Raw genomic sequence first — 14,609 nt, 5'->3', positions numbered from 1 at the left:
CCCCCTCTGAGAGCGGCGGGTGGGGTCTCCTTCCGCCCGGAGGCGGGGAGCCAGCATCTGGCCTTTCACAGCCGGGAGCGGGTCCTCCGCTGCATCGACCAGTACACCGCGCGGCAGTACCGGCATCAATCGGGACAAAAAGAGGCCCTGGCTTTCGCCAGGACCTCTTCTTGTACGAGCAAGACTGTAAGCCGGGTTCTGTATCAAACAGTCATCTATCTCGACGTACCGTCGCCGGTACGCTCCAGCCACCCCGGGAGCGGCCGGGCCAGCCTTGGGGGTCGGACCCCCTGCTCCCATACCGGTGTTGCTCCGGATAGAGTTTACAGCATCGGACAGTCTCCAGCCGATGGGTGAGCTCTTACCTCGCCTTTCCACCCTTACCGACAGAGCTACTCTCTGTCGGTAAGGGTGGCTTGCCGCTCCCCGCGGGAGCGGCCGCTGCGGCGGGCTGATTGCAATTAGGAAGAGGGACCCTTCGCCCCTCTTCACACAACACCCCTGCGCCGTTCCGCGCGGAAGCGATTGCGCTGTTCGGGGAAGTTTCCCTCGCCCCGCTCCGCGGGGCATCGCGTTCAGCCGTCGCTGGTTCCCTGACCGATACAGAGTAACTCTGTCGGCGGTATATCTCTGTTGCACTTTTCCTGAAGTCGCCTTCGGCGGGCGTTACCCGTTATCCTTGCCCTGTGGAGCCCGGACTTTCCTCACGACCGGCCTTTCGGCCTGGCCGCGCGACTGTCTGTCTTACTCGCCTGTCTATTTTAGCGGAATCCGACGGGATTGTCAACGCCTGGCCGCAATGCGGCCTCCACATCGGCGGAAGTCGCCAGGGCCTTCCGCTGAAAATACCGGATGGCCCGCAGAGCGCAGCTAGGTCCCGGCTTCATGGCCCCGCAGCCCTGGGAGAAAAAGTCTGGGAAGGAGAGGGGCGTGGTTGTATTTTTTTCCGATCTGCGGTATAATTTCCTTGTCTGTCAATCTCTGCCGCCCAGCGCGGCGTTAGGAGCGTACCCATGAAGTTTGAGGAATATCTGGACTCTCTGCGGAACAAGTCCGTGGCCGTCATCGGCATCGGCGTCAGCAACCGGCCCCTGATCCGGCTGCTGCTGGAGCGGGGCATTCCCGTCACCGCCTGCGACAAAAAATCCCGGGAGGCCCTGGGGCCCCTGGGGGACGAGCTGGAGCAGCACGGCTGCCGCCTGCAGCTGGGGGAGGACTACCTGAAGGACCTGACGGCGGACGTGATCTTCCGCACCCCCGGCCTGCGGCCCGACGTGCCGGAGCTGGCGGCGGCGGTGGCGCGGGGCAGCCTGCTGACTTCCGAGATGGAGGTCTTTTTTGAGGTCTGCCCCTGCCCCGAGATCGCCGTCACCGGGTCCGACGGCAAGACCACGACCACCACGATCATCGCAAAGCTCCTGGAGGCCGCCGGGCGCACCGTCCACCTGGGGGGCAACATCGGCCGCCCGCTGCTGTGCGACACGCCGGACATCGCGCCAACGGATCTGGCGGTGCTGGAGCTCAGCTCCTTCCAGCTGATGACCATGGACCGGAGCCCCCGCATCGCCGTTATGACCAACCTGTCTCCCAACCACCTGGACGTCCACAAGAGCTACGGGGAGTATATCGCTGCCAAGGAAAATATCTTTACACACCAGACAGTCCGGGATATTGCCGTCTTTAATGCCGACAACGAGACCACGGTCCGCTGCGCCGAAAAGGCCCCGGGCCGGGTGCGGTGGTTCTCCCGCCGGAAGGAGGTGGCGGACGGCGTGTTCCTCCGGGGCACCTCCATTGTCTGCCGGGGGCCGCAGGGCGAGCGGGTGGTGCTGGACACCGCCGACATCAAGCTCCCCGGCGTCCACAACATCGAGAACTACATGGCCGCCGTCGCCGCCGTGGACGGGATGGTCCCAGACGAGGCCATCCGGGCCTTCGCCCGCACCTTCGGCGGCGTGGAGCACCGGATCGAGCTGGTCCGGGAGCTGGACGGGGTGCGGTGGTACAACGACTCCATCGCCTCCAGCCCCAGCCGCACCATCGCCGGGCTCCGGTCCTTCCCGGAGAAGGTCATCCTCATCGCCGGGGGCAAGGACAAGGGCATCTCCTATGACGCCATCGGCCCGGAGATCAACGAGCATGTGAAAGCCCTGATCCTCTGCGGCGCAACCGCCGGGGTGATCCGGGCCGCCGTGGAGAAGGCCGCCAACTTCACCGGCCTGCCCATCACGGAGGTGGACAGCTACCAGTCCGCCGTGGCGCTGGCCCGTGAGACGGCGCGGCCGGGGGATGTGGTGCTGCTGTCCCCGGCCAGCACCTCCTTTGACCGGTTCGCCAACTTCATGGAGCGGGGCCGGGTCTTCAAGGATCTGGTGAACGCCCTGAAATAAGGCCAGGCCGCCCCCGCATACAATGGCGGGAAGGGGGCGTGATGGCCATGATCTGGCGCGGATTTTACTTCTACCGCCGGCGGATGGACCGCCGGCGGGTGCTGCGGGCCCTGGCGTTTCTGCTGATGGCTCTGGCGCTGACGGTGCTCTTCATCGCCGCCACCCAGATGCGGCCTCTGCTGGAGAGCATGGCCACCACCCGGGTGTCCAACACCGTTACCCGCATCGTCAGCGAGGCCGTGTATGAGGCCATCGAGAAGGGCGAGCTGCAGTACGACGGCCTGGTGTCCTTTGAGAAGGACACGGAGGGCCACATCACCGCTGTGCAGAGCAACATGGCGGCCTTCAACCACCTGCAGGCGGAGATTCTGGACACGGTCCTGACCCGCATCAGCCAGGTGCCCACCGGGGACCTGTCCATCCCCATCGGCAGCCTGACGGGTTCGACGCTGCTGGCGGGACGGGGGCCCCGCATCACCGTGCGGATGGAGTCCGTGGGGTCGTCGGAGGCGAACTTCCGCAACGCCTTCACCTCCGCCGGCATCAACCAGACCAAGCATCAGATCATCCTGACGGTGGATGTCTCCGTCAGCGTTCTGCTGCCGGGGTTCCGCACCGCCACCAAGGTGTCCAATTCCTTCATCGTGGCGGAGACGGTGATCGTGGGCACGGTGCCGGACACCTACACCTATTTCTCCACAGATCCGGATACGTACGAGGAGGATCTGAAAGACTACATTCTGAACAACAGCTGAGAAGGGAGCACACCCTATGGACTACCGCGAGGAAATGAAGCAGCTGCGGGACTTTTTGAACCAGCAGAGCTATCTGTACTATGTTCTGGACGCGCCGGTGATCCCGGATTACGAGTACGACCGGCTGAACCGGCGCCTGGAGGAGCTGGAGGCGGAGCACCCGGAGGAGATCACCCCGGACTCCCCCACCCAGCGGGTGGGCGACAAGATCCTGGAGGGCTTTGAGACCTACGAGCACCCGGTACCCCTGGAGAGCCTCCAGGATGTGTTCAACGCAGAGGAGGTCTCGGAGTTCCTGGATCGGATGCGGGAGGCCCTGGGGGACGGCGCCGCCTACTCCGTGGAGCCCAAGGTGGACGGCCTGTCCGTGGCCCTGGAGTATCGGGACGGCGTGTTCGTCCGGGGCGCCACCCGGGGCGACGGCCGGGTGGGGGAGGACGTGACGGAGAACCTCAAGACCATCCGCGCCATCCCCATGCAGCTGCCGGAGAAGCTGCCCCGGCTCATCGTCCGGGGCGAGGTCTATATGTCCCGGGCGGTGTTCGCGGAGATCAATGCCCGCCGGGAGCTGGAGGGCAAGCCCCTCATGGCCAATCCCCGGAACGCCGCCGCCGGGTCCCTGCGGCAGCTGGACCCCAAGATCTGCGCGGAGCGGAAGCTGGATATCCAGGTGTTCAACCTCCAGCTGGCGGAGGGCAAGACCTTCCAGAACCACTCGGAGACCCTGGACTACATGGCCTCCCAGCACTTCAAGGTGATCCCCCACAAGACCCTCTCCGACCCGGCGGAGATTCAGGCGGAGATCGACCGGATCAACGAGGAGCGGATGGACTACCCCTTCGACATCGACGGGGCGGTCATCAAGAGCGACCACCTGGCGGACCGGGAGCGGCTGGGCTCCACCGCCAAGTTCCCCAAGTGGGCGGTGGCCTTCAAGTACCCGCCGGAGAAGAAGTTCTCCGTGGTCCAGGACATCGTGGTGCAGGTGGGCCGCACCGGCGTGCTGACGCCCAAGGCGGTGCTGTCCCCGGTGCGGCTGGCGGGCACCACCGTCACCAACGCCACCCTCCACAACCAGGACTTCATTACCGAGAAGGACATCCGCATCGGGGACACTGTGCTGGTGCAGAAGGCGGGGGAGATCATCCCGGAGATTTTGAGCGTGGACTTCGACAAACGCCCGGAGGGCACGGTGCCCTACACGCTGCCGGACGCCTGCCCGGTGTGCGGCGCCCCAGTGGTCCGGGACGAGGACGGCGCGGCCCTGCGCTGCACCGGCGCGGAGTGCCCGGCCCAGCTGCTGCGGAACCTCACCCACTTCGCCAGCCGGGACGCCATGGACATCGACGGCTGCGGTCCGGCGGTGATCCAGCAGCTGATCGACTCCGGGCTGATCTCCAACGCCGCGGACCTGTACAGCCTCCACGCCGCGGACGTGGCCAAGCTGGACCGGATGGGGGAGAAGTCCGCGGAGAACCTGATCCGGGCCATTGAGAACTCCAAGGCCAACGACCTGAGCCGCCTGCTGTACGGCCTGGGCATCCGGCAGGTGGGGGAGAAGGCCGCCAAGACCCTCGCCGCCCACTTCGGCTCCATGGACGCGCTGGTGGCCGCCACAGAGGAGGCGCTGACGGAGATTCCCGACGTGGGCGGCATCACCGCCCGGTGCATCGCGGACTACTTCCGGGGCGACCAGGCGAAGGACCTGATCCGCCGCCTGAAAGAGGCGGGGGTGAATATGGAGAGCACCGCCCAGCCCACCGGGGACCTGCTGGCGGGATTGACCTTCGTCCTGACCGGCGAGCTGGAGTCCGCCTCCCGCAAGGAGGCCGGGGAGAAGCTGGAGGCTTTGGGGGCCAAGGTGTCCGGGTCGGTGTCCAAAAAGACCGGCGCCGTGGTGGCCGGAGAGGCCGCGGGCAGCAAGCTCCGCAAGGCCCAGGAGCTGGGGGTGCCGGTTCTCAGCGAGGAGCAGTACCGGGTGCTGGTGGACGAGGTCCCCGGCGACAAGGCGGAAATCCTGGCCCTGCTGGGCCGGGACGAGGCGGCAAAAGAAGCGGAATAAACAGGGAAGCGGGGGCTCACGCCCCCGCTCTTTCGGCTTGTGTGCAGGCTGCGCTGCGATGCGTGCCCGGCGGGCGTACCGTCAGCAGGGGTCATCGATCTGGATCATGAATTTTGTGACGTATTCCTCCGGGCTGGAGATCGCAAATTCGTTCAATCCAAGCTCGTAGGCAAAGCCCGTCAGTGTCAGATGCTGCCGGCGGGCATAGTCGATCATTTTTTGGTACATGGCGGGCGCCTTGTCCCAAGGTCCCTTCTGATAGCCGCAAAGATACCGCCCCGCCGGCCTGACGAACGTATGCGGACCGGATGCGCTGCCGGACGAATAGGTAAACAGCCCGTCGTATGTTTCAAAGGACCCGGCGGTGACTTTGTCCAGGGAGAGGAAGCTCCCGATTCCCATGCGTATCTGCTCAATGCCCCATTGACTTTTCAAATCGGTAAAAAGCCGGGATAAATCGTCTCCGGAAAAATCATACGGCAAAACAGAAATTTTGACCGCGCCGCACTCCTCGACCCTGATTTCCTCATCCGGCAGGCCCTCGCAAAGACGCACCTGCGCTTTTTTGGTCTTCAGTATGTTCCGCGCGCGCTTCAGCCTTCGTATCTCCAGATCGATTTCCGCCTCTTTCCGATCTGCGATCTGCAAAAACTTTTCCGGAGCAGGATGCTTACAGTAGTCCGCAATTTCCGCGATGCTCATATTCAACTCTTTCAGCATACGGATATACTCAAAAACAATGCTCTGTGATGCGTCGTAATAGCGGTAACCGTTTTCCCCCTTTTGGCAGGGGGAAAACAGGCCGATGTCGTCATAATAATGCAGCGTTCTCCGATTGACACCGTGCAGTTCCGCAAACTGGGCGGTGGTCATTTTTACAGTGTTTTGCCTCATCACAAAATAGCTCCTTTTCCGGTATTGACATTACAGCTGCTGTAAGGACTATTATACGGGGTATCCGAGACCAATACCAGGGGGAATATCATGGAGATGCAAATCAGAGAATATCAGAAACAGGACTTTCAGCCCTTAAAGGAAATCATCCGAAGCACGTGGCACTATGATGAGTTCAGCAGTCCCGAAACGGCTTCCAGGCTGGCGGAGGTTTTTCTGCGCAGCTGCCTGACAAATTACACCTTTTCACAGGTGGCCGTACTTGACGGAACTGCGGCAGGGATCATTTTGGTAAAGAACAACAAGGATCACAGATGCGCCCTCTCTGCCAGATTTCAGCAAATCCTGTCCATTGTGAAGCTGTATGCGTCCAAAGAGGGAAGGGCAGTCTCTCAAATCTTCCAAAACGTCAATGAGATCGATGAGCAATTGCTGCGCGGCTGCAAAAAGACCTATCCGGCGGAATTGGCTCTGTTTGCTGTCCGTTCATCCTGTCAGGGAAAGGGCATCGGCAAAAAGCTGTTTCATTCCGCGCTTGCCTATTTGAAACAGCAGGGATTGGATGAATTCTACCTGTTTACAGATACCAGCTGCAACTACGGCTTTTATGAACACCAGGGCATGTGCCGCCGCGGCCAGAGAGAGCATCTTTTCCAGATAAACGGGCAGACCGTAAGCATGAATTTCTTTCTTTATGACCGCGCAACGGTATTTCATGACGCTGCGGGCTGCAATTTTTGAAATTATATTAACTGCATAAAAAATAATTGTTTTTTTGTGCAGTTCATCAATATTCTGGAGCGAGTCACTCCGAAACATTATCCAGTTCGGCCATAGACACCGGCGGCTCTGCGTGGTATCTTTGTTAAGCACCAGCCGGGAAGGCTGGGAGTCTGATACAGAAAGGATGTGTTTCCCATGCGACTGCGTTCCGAAGCGGACGTGCAGGAGTTCCTGGACGCCGTCAGCCAGTGCGGCGGCGACGTGTACCTGAAGAGCCCGGAGGGAGACATTTTTAATTTGAAATCCTCCATGTCCCGGTATATCGCCATCGGCCGCCTCATCGAGGAGCAGGGCGATACCCTGGAGCTCTTTGCCGACCGGAAGGAAGACCAGGCCCGGCTCATGCCCCTGGTGGAAGACCTGATGAAGAACGGGGACTGAGTCCCCGCAAAAAGCGCCCGCCCCGATCTCCCGGGGCGGGCGCTTTCCATTCAGTGGGTCACTTGTCAAAGGACGGGTTCACAAAGTAGAGATTCTTCTCGTTCATCTTGTCCTTGGCCAGCCGCAGTCCCTCGCCGAAGCGCTGGAAGTGGACGATCTCCCGGGCCCGGAGGAACTTGATGACGTCGTTGACGTCCGGATCGTCGGAGAGGCGCAGGATGTTGTCGTAGGTGACACGGGCCTTCTGCTCGGCGGCCAGATCCTCCGTCAGGTCGGCGATCAGGTCGCCCTTCACCGCCATGCTGGCGGCGCTGTAAGGGAAGCCGGAGGCGGCGGTGGGGTACACGCCGGCGGTCCGGTCCACAAAATACGTGTCAAAGCCCGCGGTCCGGATCTGCTCCTCGGTGAGGTCCCTGGTCAGCTGGTGGACGATGGCGCCGATCATCTCCAAATGGCCCAGCTCCTCAGTGCCGATGTCGGTCAGCAGGCCCTTCAGCTCCGCATAGGGCATGGAGTACCGCTGACTCAGGTAGCGCAGGGACGCGCCCAGCTCACCGTCGGGCCCGCCGTACTGGGAGATGATGACGGAGGCCAGCTTGGGATTGGTGTTCTTGATCTTCACCGGGTACTGGAGCTTCTTCTCATAAATGAACATCAGTCATTGCCTCCTTCCTCCCAGGGCCACGGGTCCTTCAGCCAGGCGAAGCCGTCCTCCGGCGTCAGGTCCGTCTGCAGCAGGGGGCCGTACATCTTCTGGTACTTCTCACGGCCCTCTTTCGCCAGCTTGATATAGGACCAGTACAGCTGCAGCGCCTCCTGATCCTGGGCGTGGGTGGTGAGATACAGGCCCAGCTCGTCAATGGCAAAGTCCAGGGCCATCAGCTCCACCAGGGCGGTGTTGGCCATTTTCGTCTTGGCCTGGATGGCCGCCTTGAAAGGCAGGTCAAGCCCCGGGAACAGGGTGCCGGTTTGCAGGGCCTCCATCCGGCTGTACCGGACAGGGTTCTCCTCCTGCATGGCTACAAAGGGAAACACCATGGGTGCACAGGTGCCGGGCAGAGTGCCCTGGTTCGGCTGGCAGGAGCCGGACGGCGGCATGGAAGGCACGGACGGCGTGGGCGGCGTATTGGTGTTGGGTTTCTCCATCTGCATGGATGCCTCCTTCTGGGGTAGGGTGCGCATGGGAACCATGCGCCCATGCCATCCTATGCGGAGATGGTCCGGGAGGAGCCTGCCCTTGATTTCCGCCGTCCGAGCCGCTATAATCGGGAATATGGGATAAGCAGGCGGGAATAGGCTTTCCCCAGGGGGTGCCGCCTGTGATTATTCTGATCCGAAAGCGCCATGTGGCGTATGTTGTGCTGCTGTGTTGTTTTGTCGCCGGGCTCTCCGCCGTGCTGTGGCATGGGAACGCCGCCTTCACGGCGGCGTTCGCCCCGGGGGAGGAGGGCGCGTCTCCCGTTGTGGTGGTGGACGCCGGCCACGGCGGGGAGGACGGCGGCGCTGTGGCCGCCGACGGCACGGTGGAGAGCGGCCTGAACCTCGCCATCGCCCGGCGGGTCCGGGACCTGCTGACCTTTGCGGGGGTGCCCACCACCGTCACCCGGGAGGGGGACGCCGCCATTTACGACCCCGGCAGCGCCACTCTGCGGGAGAAGAAGGTCTCCGACCTCCACAACCGGGTGGCTCTGGTGAATGAGCTGCCCGGCGCGGTGCTGTTGAGCATCCACCAGAACAGCCTGCCGTCGTCGCCCTCCACCCGGGGGGCCCAGGTGTTCTGGAACCGCCAGGAGGGGGCGGAGGAACTGGCGTCGTCCATTCAGGAGGCCCTGAACGGCGCCGTCAACGCCAGACATGAGAAGAAGGCCGCCCAGGTGCCGTCCTCGGTGTACCTGATGAAGGAGATCACCGCCCCCGGCGTGCTGGTGGAGTGCGGATTTCTCTCCAACGCCGCGGAGACGGAACAGCTGAAGGACCCGGCCTACCAGACAAAGCTGGCGGCGGCCATCGCGGCGGGCGTGCTGAATTCAGATAAGCGTTGAAAGAGAAAAGATCAGACAGTTTGTTCCTTTCTCTTTCCATGGGAGGTTGCAATGAAGCCAAAGACTCTGTTCTACTGCACGGAGTGCGGCAATGAGACGCCCAAGTGGGCGGGGAAGTGCCCGGCCTGCGGGGCGTGGAATACCATCGTGGAGCAGCCCCAGGCCGCCCGGGCGGCAGGGAAGGGGGCCTCCCGCCCGGCAGGAGGGGGGAGCGTCCGTAGGGCCCGGCCGGTGACGGAGCTGGAGGCGGATGCGGAAATCCGGTTCTCCACCGGCATGGGAGAGCTGGACCGGGTCCTGGGCGGCGGTGCCGTCAAGGGCTCGCTGGTGCTGGTGGGCGGCGCGCCGGGAATCGGCAAGTCCACGCTGATGCTTCAGATCTGCGAGAGCCTCTGCCGGGAGAATAAGGTCCTGTATGTATCCGGCGAGGAGTCGGAGCACCAGCTGAAGCTCCGGGCCAAGCGGCTGGACGTGCAGAGCGAACGGCTGTTCGTGATCTCCGAGACCAGCCTGGGGGACCTGCTGGAGTCCGTGGCGGCGGAGGCGCCGGACGTGCTGATCGTGGACTCCATCCAGACCCTGTACAATGACGCGCTGGAGTCCCCGGCGGGCAGTGTCAGCCAGGTGAAGGACTGCACCATGGCCCTGATGCAGCTGGCCAAAGGGCAGGGGATCACGGTGTTCGTCATCGGCCATGTGAACAAGGAGGGGTCCATCGCCGGCCCCAAGGTTCTGGAGCACATGGTGGACTGCGTGCTGTACTTTGAGGGGGACCAGCACACCGCCTACCGCATCCTGCGGGCGGCCAAGAACCGCTTCGGCGCCACCAATGAGATCGGCGTCTTCGAGATGCGGGACAGCGGCCTCGTGGAGGTGGAGAACCCGTCGGAGATGCTGCTGTCCGGTCGGCCGGAGGACGCCCCCGGGACCTGCGTCACCTGTGTGATGGAGGGGGCAAGGCCGGTGCTGGCGGAGATTCAGGCGCTGGCGGTGTCGTCTCCGGCGGGCAACCCCCGCCGCACCAGCAACGGCTTTGACTACAACCGCTTCGCCATGCTGCTGGCGGTGCTGGAGAAGCGGGGCGGCCTGAAGGTCTCCGCCTGCGACGCGTACCTGAACATCATCGGCGGCTTGAGCCTGGACGAGCCCGCCGCGGATCTGGCGGCGGTGATCGCCCTGGCCTCCAGCTATCTGGACCGGCCGGTGCCGGCGGATTTGGTGGCCATCGGGGAGGTGGGCCTCACCGGAGAGCTGCGGTCCGTCAGCCAGCTGGGCCAGCGGGTCAGCGAGGTCCGGCGGCTGGGCTTTACCCAGTGCCTGATTCCGTCCCGCCGGACCGGGGAGCTGGCCGCGCCTGCGGGGCTTCGTCTGATCCCGGTGCGGAATATCGGTGAGGCGATCCGAGCCGCCCTTCGTCCGTCGGAATGAAGTGGACGCAGGCGCCGCCCAGGGCGGGGAGGCCCGCCGCGGCGGCGCTGTCCAGCGTGCAGACGCCGTCCTGCTGATACACACATTGGCTGGTACAGGGAATCAAACTCATACACATCATCCCATCTCCATGGATTTGGGACTAGCTTTGCCGAAAGCGGCGGTTTTTATGTCCGGTCCGGAGATGCGCCGCGCATTCCGGCGTGTGCCGCCGGCGCTGCGGCTGCGGTCCGGCCGGGAAATTTTCAAAAGACCTGTCAGGGAAGGAGGTTTTGCGGGGAGACAGAAAATTGAACAAAATAAAAATTTTGTTCAATTTGGGGGAGAGCCAAACCGCTCCGGGGCCCGTTTCAGGCCCCCGGCACGACCTAACCCCCCAGCAGCCGCTCCGGCGGCTGCGCGGAGTATCTGCCCGCAAGTTGACACCGTTATGGCTGATTACCGCACCGAAGCGCCGCAGATTCTGCGGGACTTTCTCTCGTACCACGAGACCATCAAAGCCCACTCCAAGCGGACCGTGGACGAATACTTTCTGGACCTGCGGAATTTCTTCCGCTATCTCAAGCAGACCCGGGACCCGTCCCTGTGTGACCGGTCTCTGGATGAGATCGACATTATGGACGTGGATCTGGACTTCGTGGCCTCCGTGACCCTGACGGACATTTACGGCTACATGACGTACCTCAGCCGGGACCGGGTCCAGCACCAGAACAGCCGGAATTCCGGCTACGGCCTGAACGCCGCGTCCCGGGCCCGGAAGATCGCCACGATCCGGTCGTTTTACAACTACCTCACCAATAAGATGCACTTACTTCGTGAAAATCCTGTCAAAGATATGGATTCTCCGAAATTGAAGAAAACCCTGCCCAAATACCTGACCTTGGACGAGAGCATCCAGCTCTTGGACTCCGTGGACGGCAAAAATCAGGAGCGGGATTACTGTATCCTGACGTTGTTCCTCAACTGCGGGCTGCGGATCAGCGAACTGGTGGGTCTGAACCTCTCCGACATCCAGGAGGATGCCCTGCGGGTTCTTGGCAAGGGCAACAAGGTCCGGATCATCTACCTGAACGACGCCTGCCAGGACGCCATCGCCAAATATCTGGCAGTGCGGCGGCCCATCACCGGCCGGGACGCAAACGCCCTCTTCCTCTCCTCCCAGAACGAGCGGATCAGCCGCTCCACGGTCCACGCCATGGTGAAAAAGCGGCTGGGTCAGGCGGGCATCGACCCGGCGGAGTACAGCTCCCACAAGCTGCGGCACACCGCCGCCACGCTGATGCTGCAGAACGGCGTGGACGTCCGGGCCGTCCAGGAGGTGCTGGGCCACGACCATTTGAACACCACGGAAATCTACACCCACATCGACAACGAATCCCTGCGGATAGCTGCAAAGGCAAATCCCTTGTCACACGTGAAAAAATCAAGGAAAAAGCAAAAGGAAACCGGCTGAGAGGCGCTCCCTCCCAGCCGGTTTTCCCTGTTCATTTTGCGCAAACGATTGCCTAAGGCCGGATGGTGCCCAGTACGTGCAGAAACCGGATGTCCTGGAACGTGTAGGTGGACAGGGGCCGGTTGTCGGCGTCGTAGCTGTGGGCGGCGATCAGTACCGTCTCCAGGGTGATGGGCGCCGTCACCCGCACCACCACCGGCGTATGCTGGAACTCCTGGCCGTTGAAGCTCAGCTGCACCAGGTCCCCGGGCTGCAGGTCCTCCAGGGCGCAGGGCTGGGCCACCGGCCCCACGGAGGGCGCCTGCCTGGTCATGAAATTCCAGAAATAGGGCACCCCGGTCCAGGAGGGGGACTTCTGGTTGGCGTCGATGTAGTACCAGCCGAAATCCGGGGTGAAGTTCATCACACCGCTGCCGGCGAACACACACTGAGACGCGAAGTTGGTGCAGTCTCCCCCCACGTTCTCGTAGTCGTAAAAGGCCGGGTTCCGGCCATAGGCCCACTGGTGGGCATACAGCACGGCGGCACTGCGGTCGTAGTCTGCAAAAAAGCGCATGGGCTCCCCTCCTCTTCCCGCCATTGTATGCGAAAGAGGGACGTTTGGTCAGTTGGGAGTTCGGAATTCATGTGTTCTGCTGCAGGCGGAACAATTGGAATGGGTCCGGCAAAGCCGGACCCAGAAATTGCTCATTCCGCATGATTCCTCATTCCTAATTCGCTCCGATAGCGCTCCGCCTGGTCCAGCAGCTCTCCGGCGCTTGCCAGCAGGGCCTCTGTCACGCGGCTGCCGCCGGTGATCCGGGCCAGCTCCGCCTTCCGCTGCTCCCGGTCCAGCAGCACCACACGGGTATAGGTGCGGCCGTCTCGCTCCCCCTTCTCCACGGAGAAGTGGGTGTCCGCCATGGCGGCCAGCTGCGGGAGGTGGGTCACGCACAGCACCTGCTTGCGGCGGCTGACCTGGGCCAGCTTCTCCGCCACCTTCTGGGCCGCACGGCCGGAGACGCCGGTGTCCACCTCGTCGAACACCAGCGTGCCGATGGACTCCTGCTCCGCCAGCACATTTTTCAGAGCCAGCATGATCCGGGCCAGCTCACCGCCGGAGGCGATCCGGGCGATGGGCTTCAAGTCCTCCCCGGCGTTGGCAGACATCAGAAACCGGACGGCGTCACAGCCGTCGGGGCCCGGCTCCTTCTCCCCGAAGTCGATGGCGAACCGGACCTTGTGCATGTCCAGGTCCCGGAGCTCGGACTGGATGCGCTGCTCCAGAACGGCGGCGGCCTCTTTCCGGGCGGCGGTCAGCTCCGCCCCCGCTGCCAGGACGGCCTTCCGGGCCTTCTCCAGCTGCTGTTCCAGCCGGGCCAGGGTGTCGTCCGCCGTCTCCATATCGTCCAGCTCCCGGCGGCACTTGTCCAGGTAGGCCAGCATCTCCTCCACCGTGGCGCCGTACTTCTTTTTCAGCCGGTACAGCAGGTCGGACCGGCTCTCCACCGCGTCCAGCTCCGCCGGGGAGAAGTCGAACGCCTCCCGCTTGTCCCGAATGATCTCGGCAAGGTCATAGGCTTCACACCGCAGCTGTTCCAGGCGCTGGTACAGCTCCCCCATGTCTCCGGAGAGCGTGCGGACACCGGCAAGGGCCTCCTCCGCGTCCCGGAGGGCGGAGACGGCGCCGCCTCCCTCCTCCCCGCCGTTCAGGCAGTAGTCCGCCCCCGACAGGGCGGAGAGGTACTTCTCCCCGTTCCGCAGCAGGTCCCGCCGCTCTGTGAGGCTCTCCTCCTCGCCGGGCACCAGCTGGGCCCGCTCCAGCTCGTCGATCTGAAAGCGGAGGCTGTCCATCCGCCGGGCCTTCTCCGCCTCGTCCATCTGGAGGGCCCGAATCTTCGCCTGTAAGTCGGCCATGGCTTCATAGGTCGTCTGATACCGCCCCAGGGGTGCCTCCGTCCGGCCAAAGCGGTCCAGATAGCTCAGGTGCTGCTCCTCGTCCAGCAGCTGCTGGCCGTCGTGCTGGCCGTGGATGTTCAGCAGCTCTTCTCCGATCCTGCGCAGCTGGGCCACGGTGACAGGGCGGCCGTTGACCCGGCAGAGGTTCTTGCCGTCCCCCGTCAGCTCCCGCTGGAGCAGCAGGTGGCCGTCCTCGTCCGGGGCAGCTCCGGTCTCCGCCAACCCGGCCAGATCACCGGGCACCTGGGAAAATTCGGCGCTGACAAAGGCCCGGTCCGCGCCGGTGCGGACCAGGTCCCGGGAGGTGCGCCCGCCCAGTACCGCGCCCATGGCGTCGATGACGATGGACTTGCCGGCGCCGGTCTCGCCGGTGAGGGCGTTGAAGCCGGGGCGGAACTGGATGTCCGCCTCCTGGATGACCGCGATATTCTCAATGTGCAGAAGCTCCAGCATGGGACTCCTCCTCTGAAAAAGCGCCCGGCA

At 63.3% G+C, this 14,609-nt stretch carries 13 protein-coding genes and 1 other RNA gene; 8 read left to right on the top strand and 6 right to left on the bottom strand.

The window, feature by feature from the left end; translation table 11 throughout:
- Positions 1-171: 171 nt before the first annotated feature.
- An RNA gene (gene rnpB / locus QVE23_RS01325) (RNase P RNA component class A) lies at positions 172-751 on the bottom strand.
- A gap of 262 nt (positions 752-1,013) precedes the next feature.
- Between rnpB and murD the strand changes: the two genes are divergently transcribed.
- The 3 genes from murD to ligA are packed head-to-tail and all read left to right on the top strand — an operon-like array spanning position 1,014 to position 5,207.
- A complete protein-coding gene (murD, locus tag QVE23_RS01320; protein ID WP_287967457.1) occupies positions 1,014-2,390 on the top strand; it encodes a UDP-N-acetylmuramoyl-L-alanine--D-glutamate ligase in 1,377 nt (458 codons plus the stop codon).
- Between the two features lie 41 nt (positions 2,391-2,431).
- Positions 2,432-3,145 carry a sporulation protein YunB gene (gene yunB / locus QVE23_RS01315; protein WP_021750716.1) on the top strand — a complete coding sequence of 238 codons (714 nt, stop codon included), beginning with the start codon at positions 2,432-2,434 and terminating at the stop codon, positions 3,143-3,145.
- A 16-nt stretch (positions 3,146-3,161) separates the two neighbouring features.
- Positions 3,162-5,207: an NAD-dependent DNA ligase LigA gene (ligA, locus tag QVE23_RS01310; RefSeq protein WP_287966458.1), complete on the top strand. Its 2,046-nt coding sequence runs from the start codon at positions 3,162-3,164 to the stop codon at positions 5,205-5,207.
- A gap of 81 nt (positions 5,208-5,288) precedes the next feature.
- Here ligA and QVE23_RS01305 read toward each other — a convergent pair whose 3' ends face one another.
- Positions 5,289-6,101: a MerR family transcriptional regulator gene (locus QVE23_RS01305; protein ID WP_119310953.1), complete on the bottom strand. Its 813-nt coding sequence runs from the start codon at positions 6,099-6,101 to the stop codon at positions 5,289-5,291.
- Between the two features lie 90 nt (positions 6,102-6,191).
- Here QVE23_RS01305 and QVE23_RS01300 point away from each other — a divergent pair, with 90 nt between their 5' ends.
- Entirely contained in the window at positions 6,192-6,842 is a 651-nt protein-coding gene (locus QVE23_RS01300) for a GNAT family N-acetyltransferase (protein WP_025545342.1), read from the top strand.
- A 177-nt stretch (positions 6,843-7,019) separates the two neighbouring features.
- Positions 7,020-7,265, top strand: coding sequence for a hypothetical protein (locus tag QVE23_RS01295; RefSeq protein WP_021750720.1), 246 nt, complete (start codon positions 7,020-7,022; stop codon positions 7,263-7,265).
- Between the two features lie 58 nt (positions 7,266-7,323).
- Here the strand turns inward: QVE23_RS01295 and QVE23_RS01290 are convergent, their stop codons facing one another.
- Together QVE23_RS01290 and QVE23_RS01285 are read right to left on the bottom strand one after the other, a co-directional pair.
- The gene (locus QVE23_RS01290; protein WP_021750721.1) at positions 7,324-7,920 is read right to left on the bottom strand and encodes a manganese catalase family protein; all 597 of its coding nucleotides are present in this window, start codon (positions 7,918-7,920) and stop codon (positions 7,324-7,326) included.
- Positions 7,920-8,417, bottom strand: coding sequence for a spore coat protein CotJB (locus QVE23_RS01285; protein WP_025545340.1), 498 nt, complete (start codon positions 8,415-8,417; stop codon positions 7,920-7,922). The genes QVE23_RS01290 and QVE23_RS01285 overlap by 1 nt, the downstream gene beginning before the upstream one ends.
- Positions 8,418-8,584: 167 nt before the next feature.
- Here QVE23_RS01285 and QVE23_RS01280 point away from each other — a divergent pair, with 167 nt between their 5' ends.
- The 3 genes from QVE23_RS01280 to QVE23_RS01270 all read left to right on the top strand — a co-directional run bounded on the left by QVE23_RS01280 (position 8,585) and on the right by QVE23_RS01270 (position 12,188).
- The gene (locus QVE23_RS01280; RefSeq protein WP_287966456.1) at positions 8,585-9,307 is read left to right on the top strand and encodes an N-acetylmuramoyl-L-alanine amidase; all 723 of its coding nucleotides are present in this window, start codon (positions 8,585-8,587) and stop codon (positions 9,305-9,307) included.
- Positions 9,308-9,358: 51 nt separating this feature from the next.
- A complete protein-coding gene (gene radA / locus QVE23_RS01275; RefSeq protein WP_021751805.1) occupies positions 9,359-10,735 on the top strand; it encodes a DNA repair protein RadA in 1,377 nt (458 codons plus the stop codon).
- A 430-nt stretch (positions 10,736-11,165) separates the two neighbouring features.
- Positions 11,166-12,188: a tyrosine recombinase XerC gene (locus QVE23_RS01270; RefSeq protein ID WP_119310956.1), complete on the top strand. Its 1,023-nt coding sequence runs from the start codon at positions 11,166-11,168 to the stop codon at positions 12,186-12,188.
- Between the two features lie 52 nt (positions 12,189-12,240).
- Here the strand turns inward: QVE23_RS01270 and QVE23_RS01265 are convergent, their stop codons facing one another.
- Positions 12,241-12,744 carry an amidase domain-containing protein gene (locus tag QVE23_RS01265; protein ID WP_021751804.1) on the bottom strand — a complete coding sequence of 168 codons (504 nt, stop codon included), beginning with the start codon at positions 12,742-12,744 and terminating at the stop codon, positions 12,241-12,243.
- A 131-nt stretch (positions 12,745-12,875) separates the two neighbouring features.
- Positions 12,876-14,579 carry a DNA repair protein RecN gene (recN, locus tag QVE23_RS01260; RefSeq protein WP_287967456.1) on the bottom strand — a complete coding sequence of 568 codons (1,704 nt, stop codon included), beginning with the start codon at positions 14,577-14,579 and terminating at the stop codon, positions 12,876-12,878.
- Between the last annotated feature and the right edge of the window lie 30 nt (positions 14,580-14,609).

Source organism: Oscillibacter sp. KLE 1728, from assembly GCF_934833455.1.
Classification (GTDB): domain Bacteria; phylum Bacillota; class Clostridia; order Oscillospirales; family Oscillospiraceae; genus Oscillibacter; species Oscillibacter welbionis.
The sequence above is the reverse complement of the archived record's forward strand: the minus strand, read 5'-3'. Positions and strand labels throughout refer to the sequence as shown.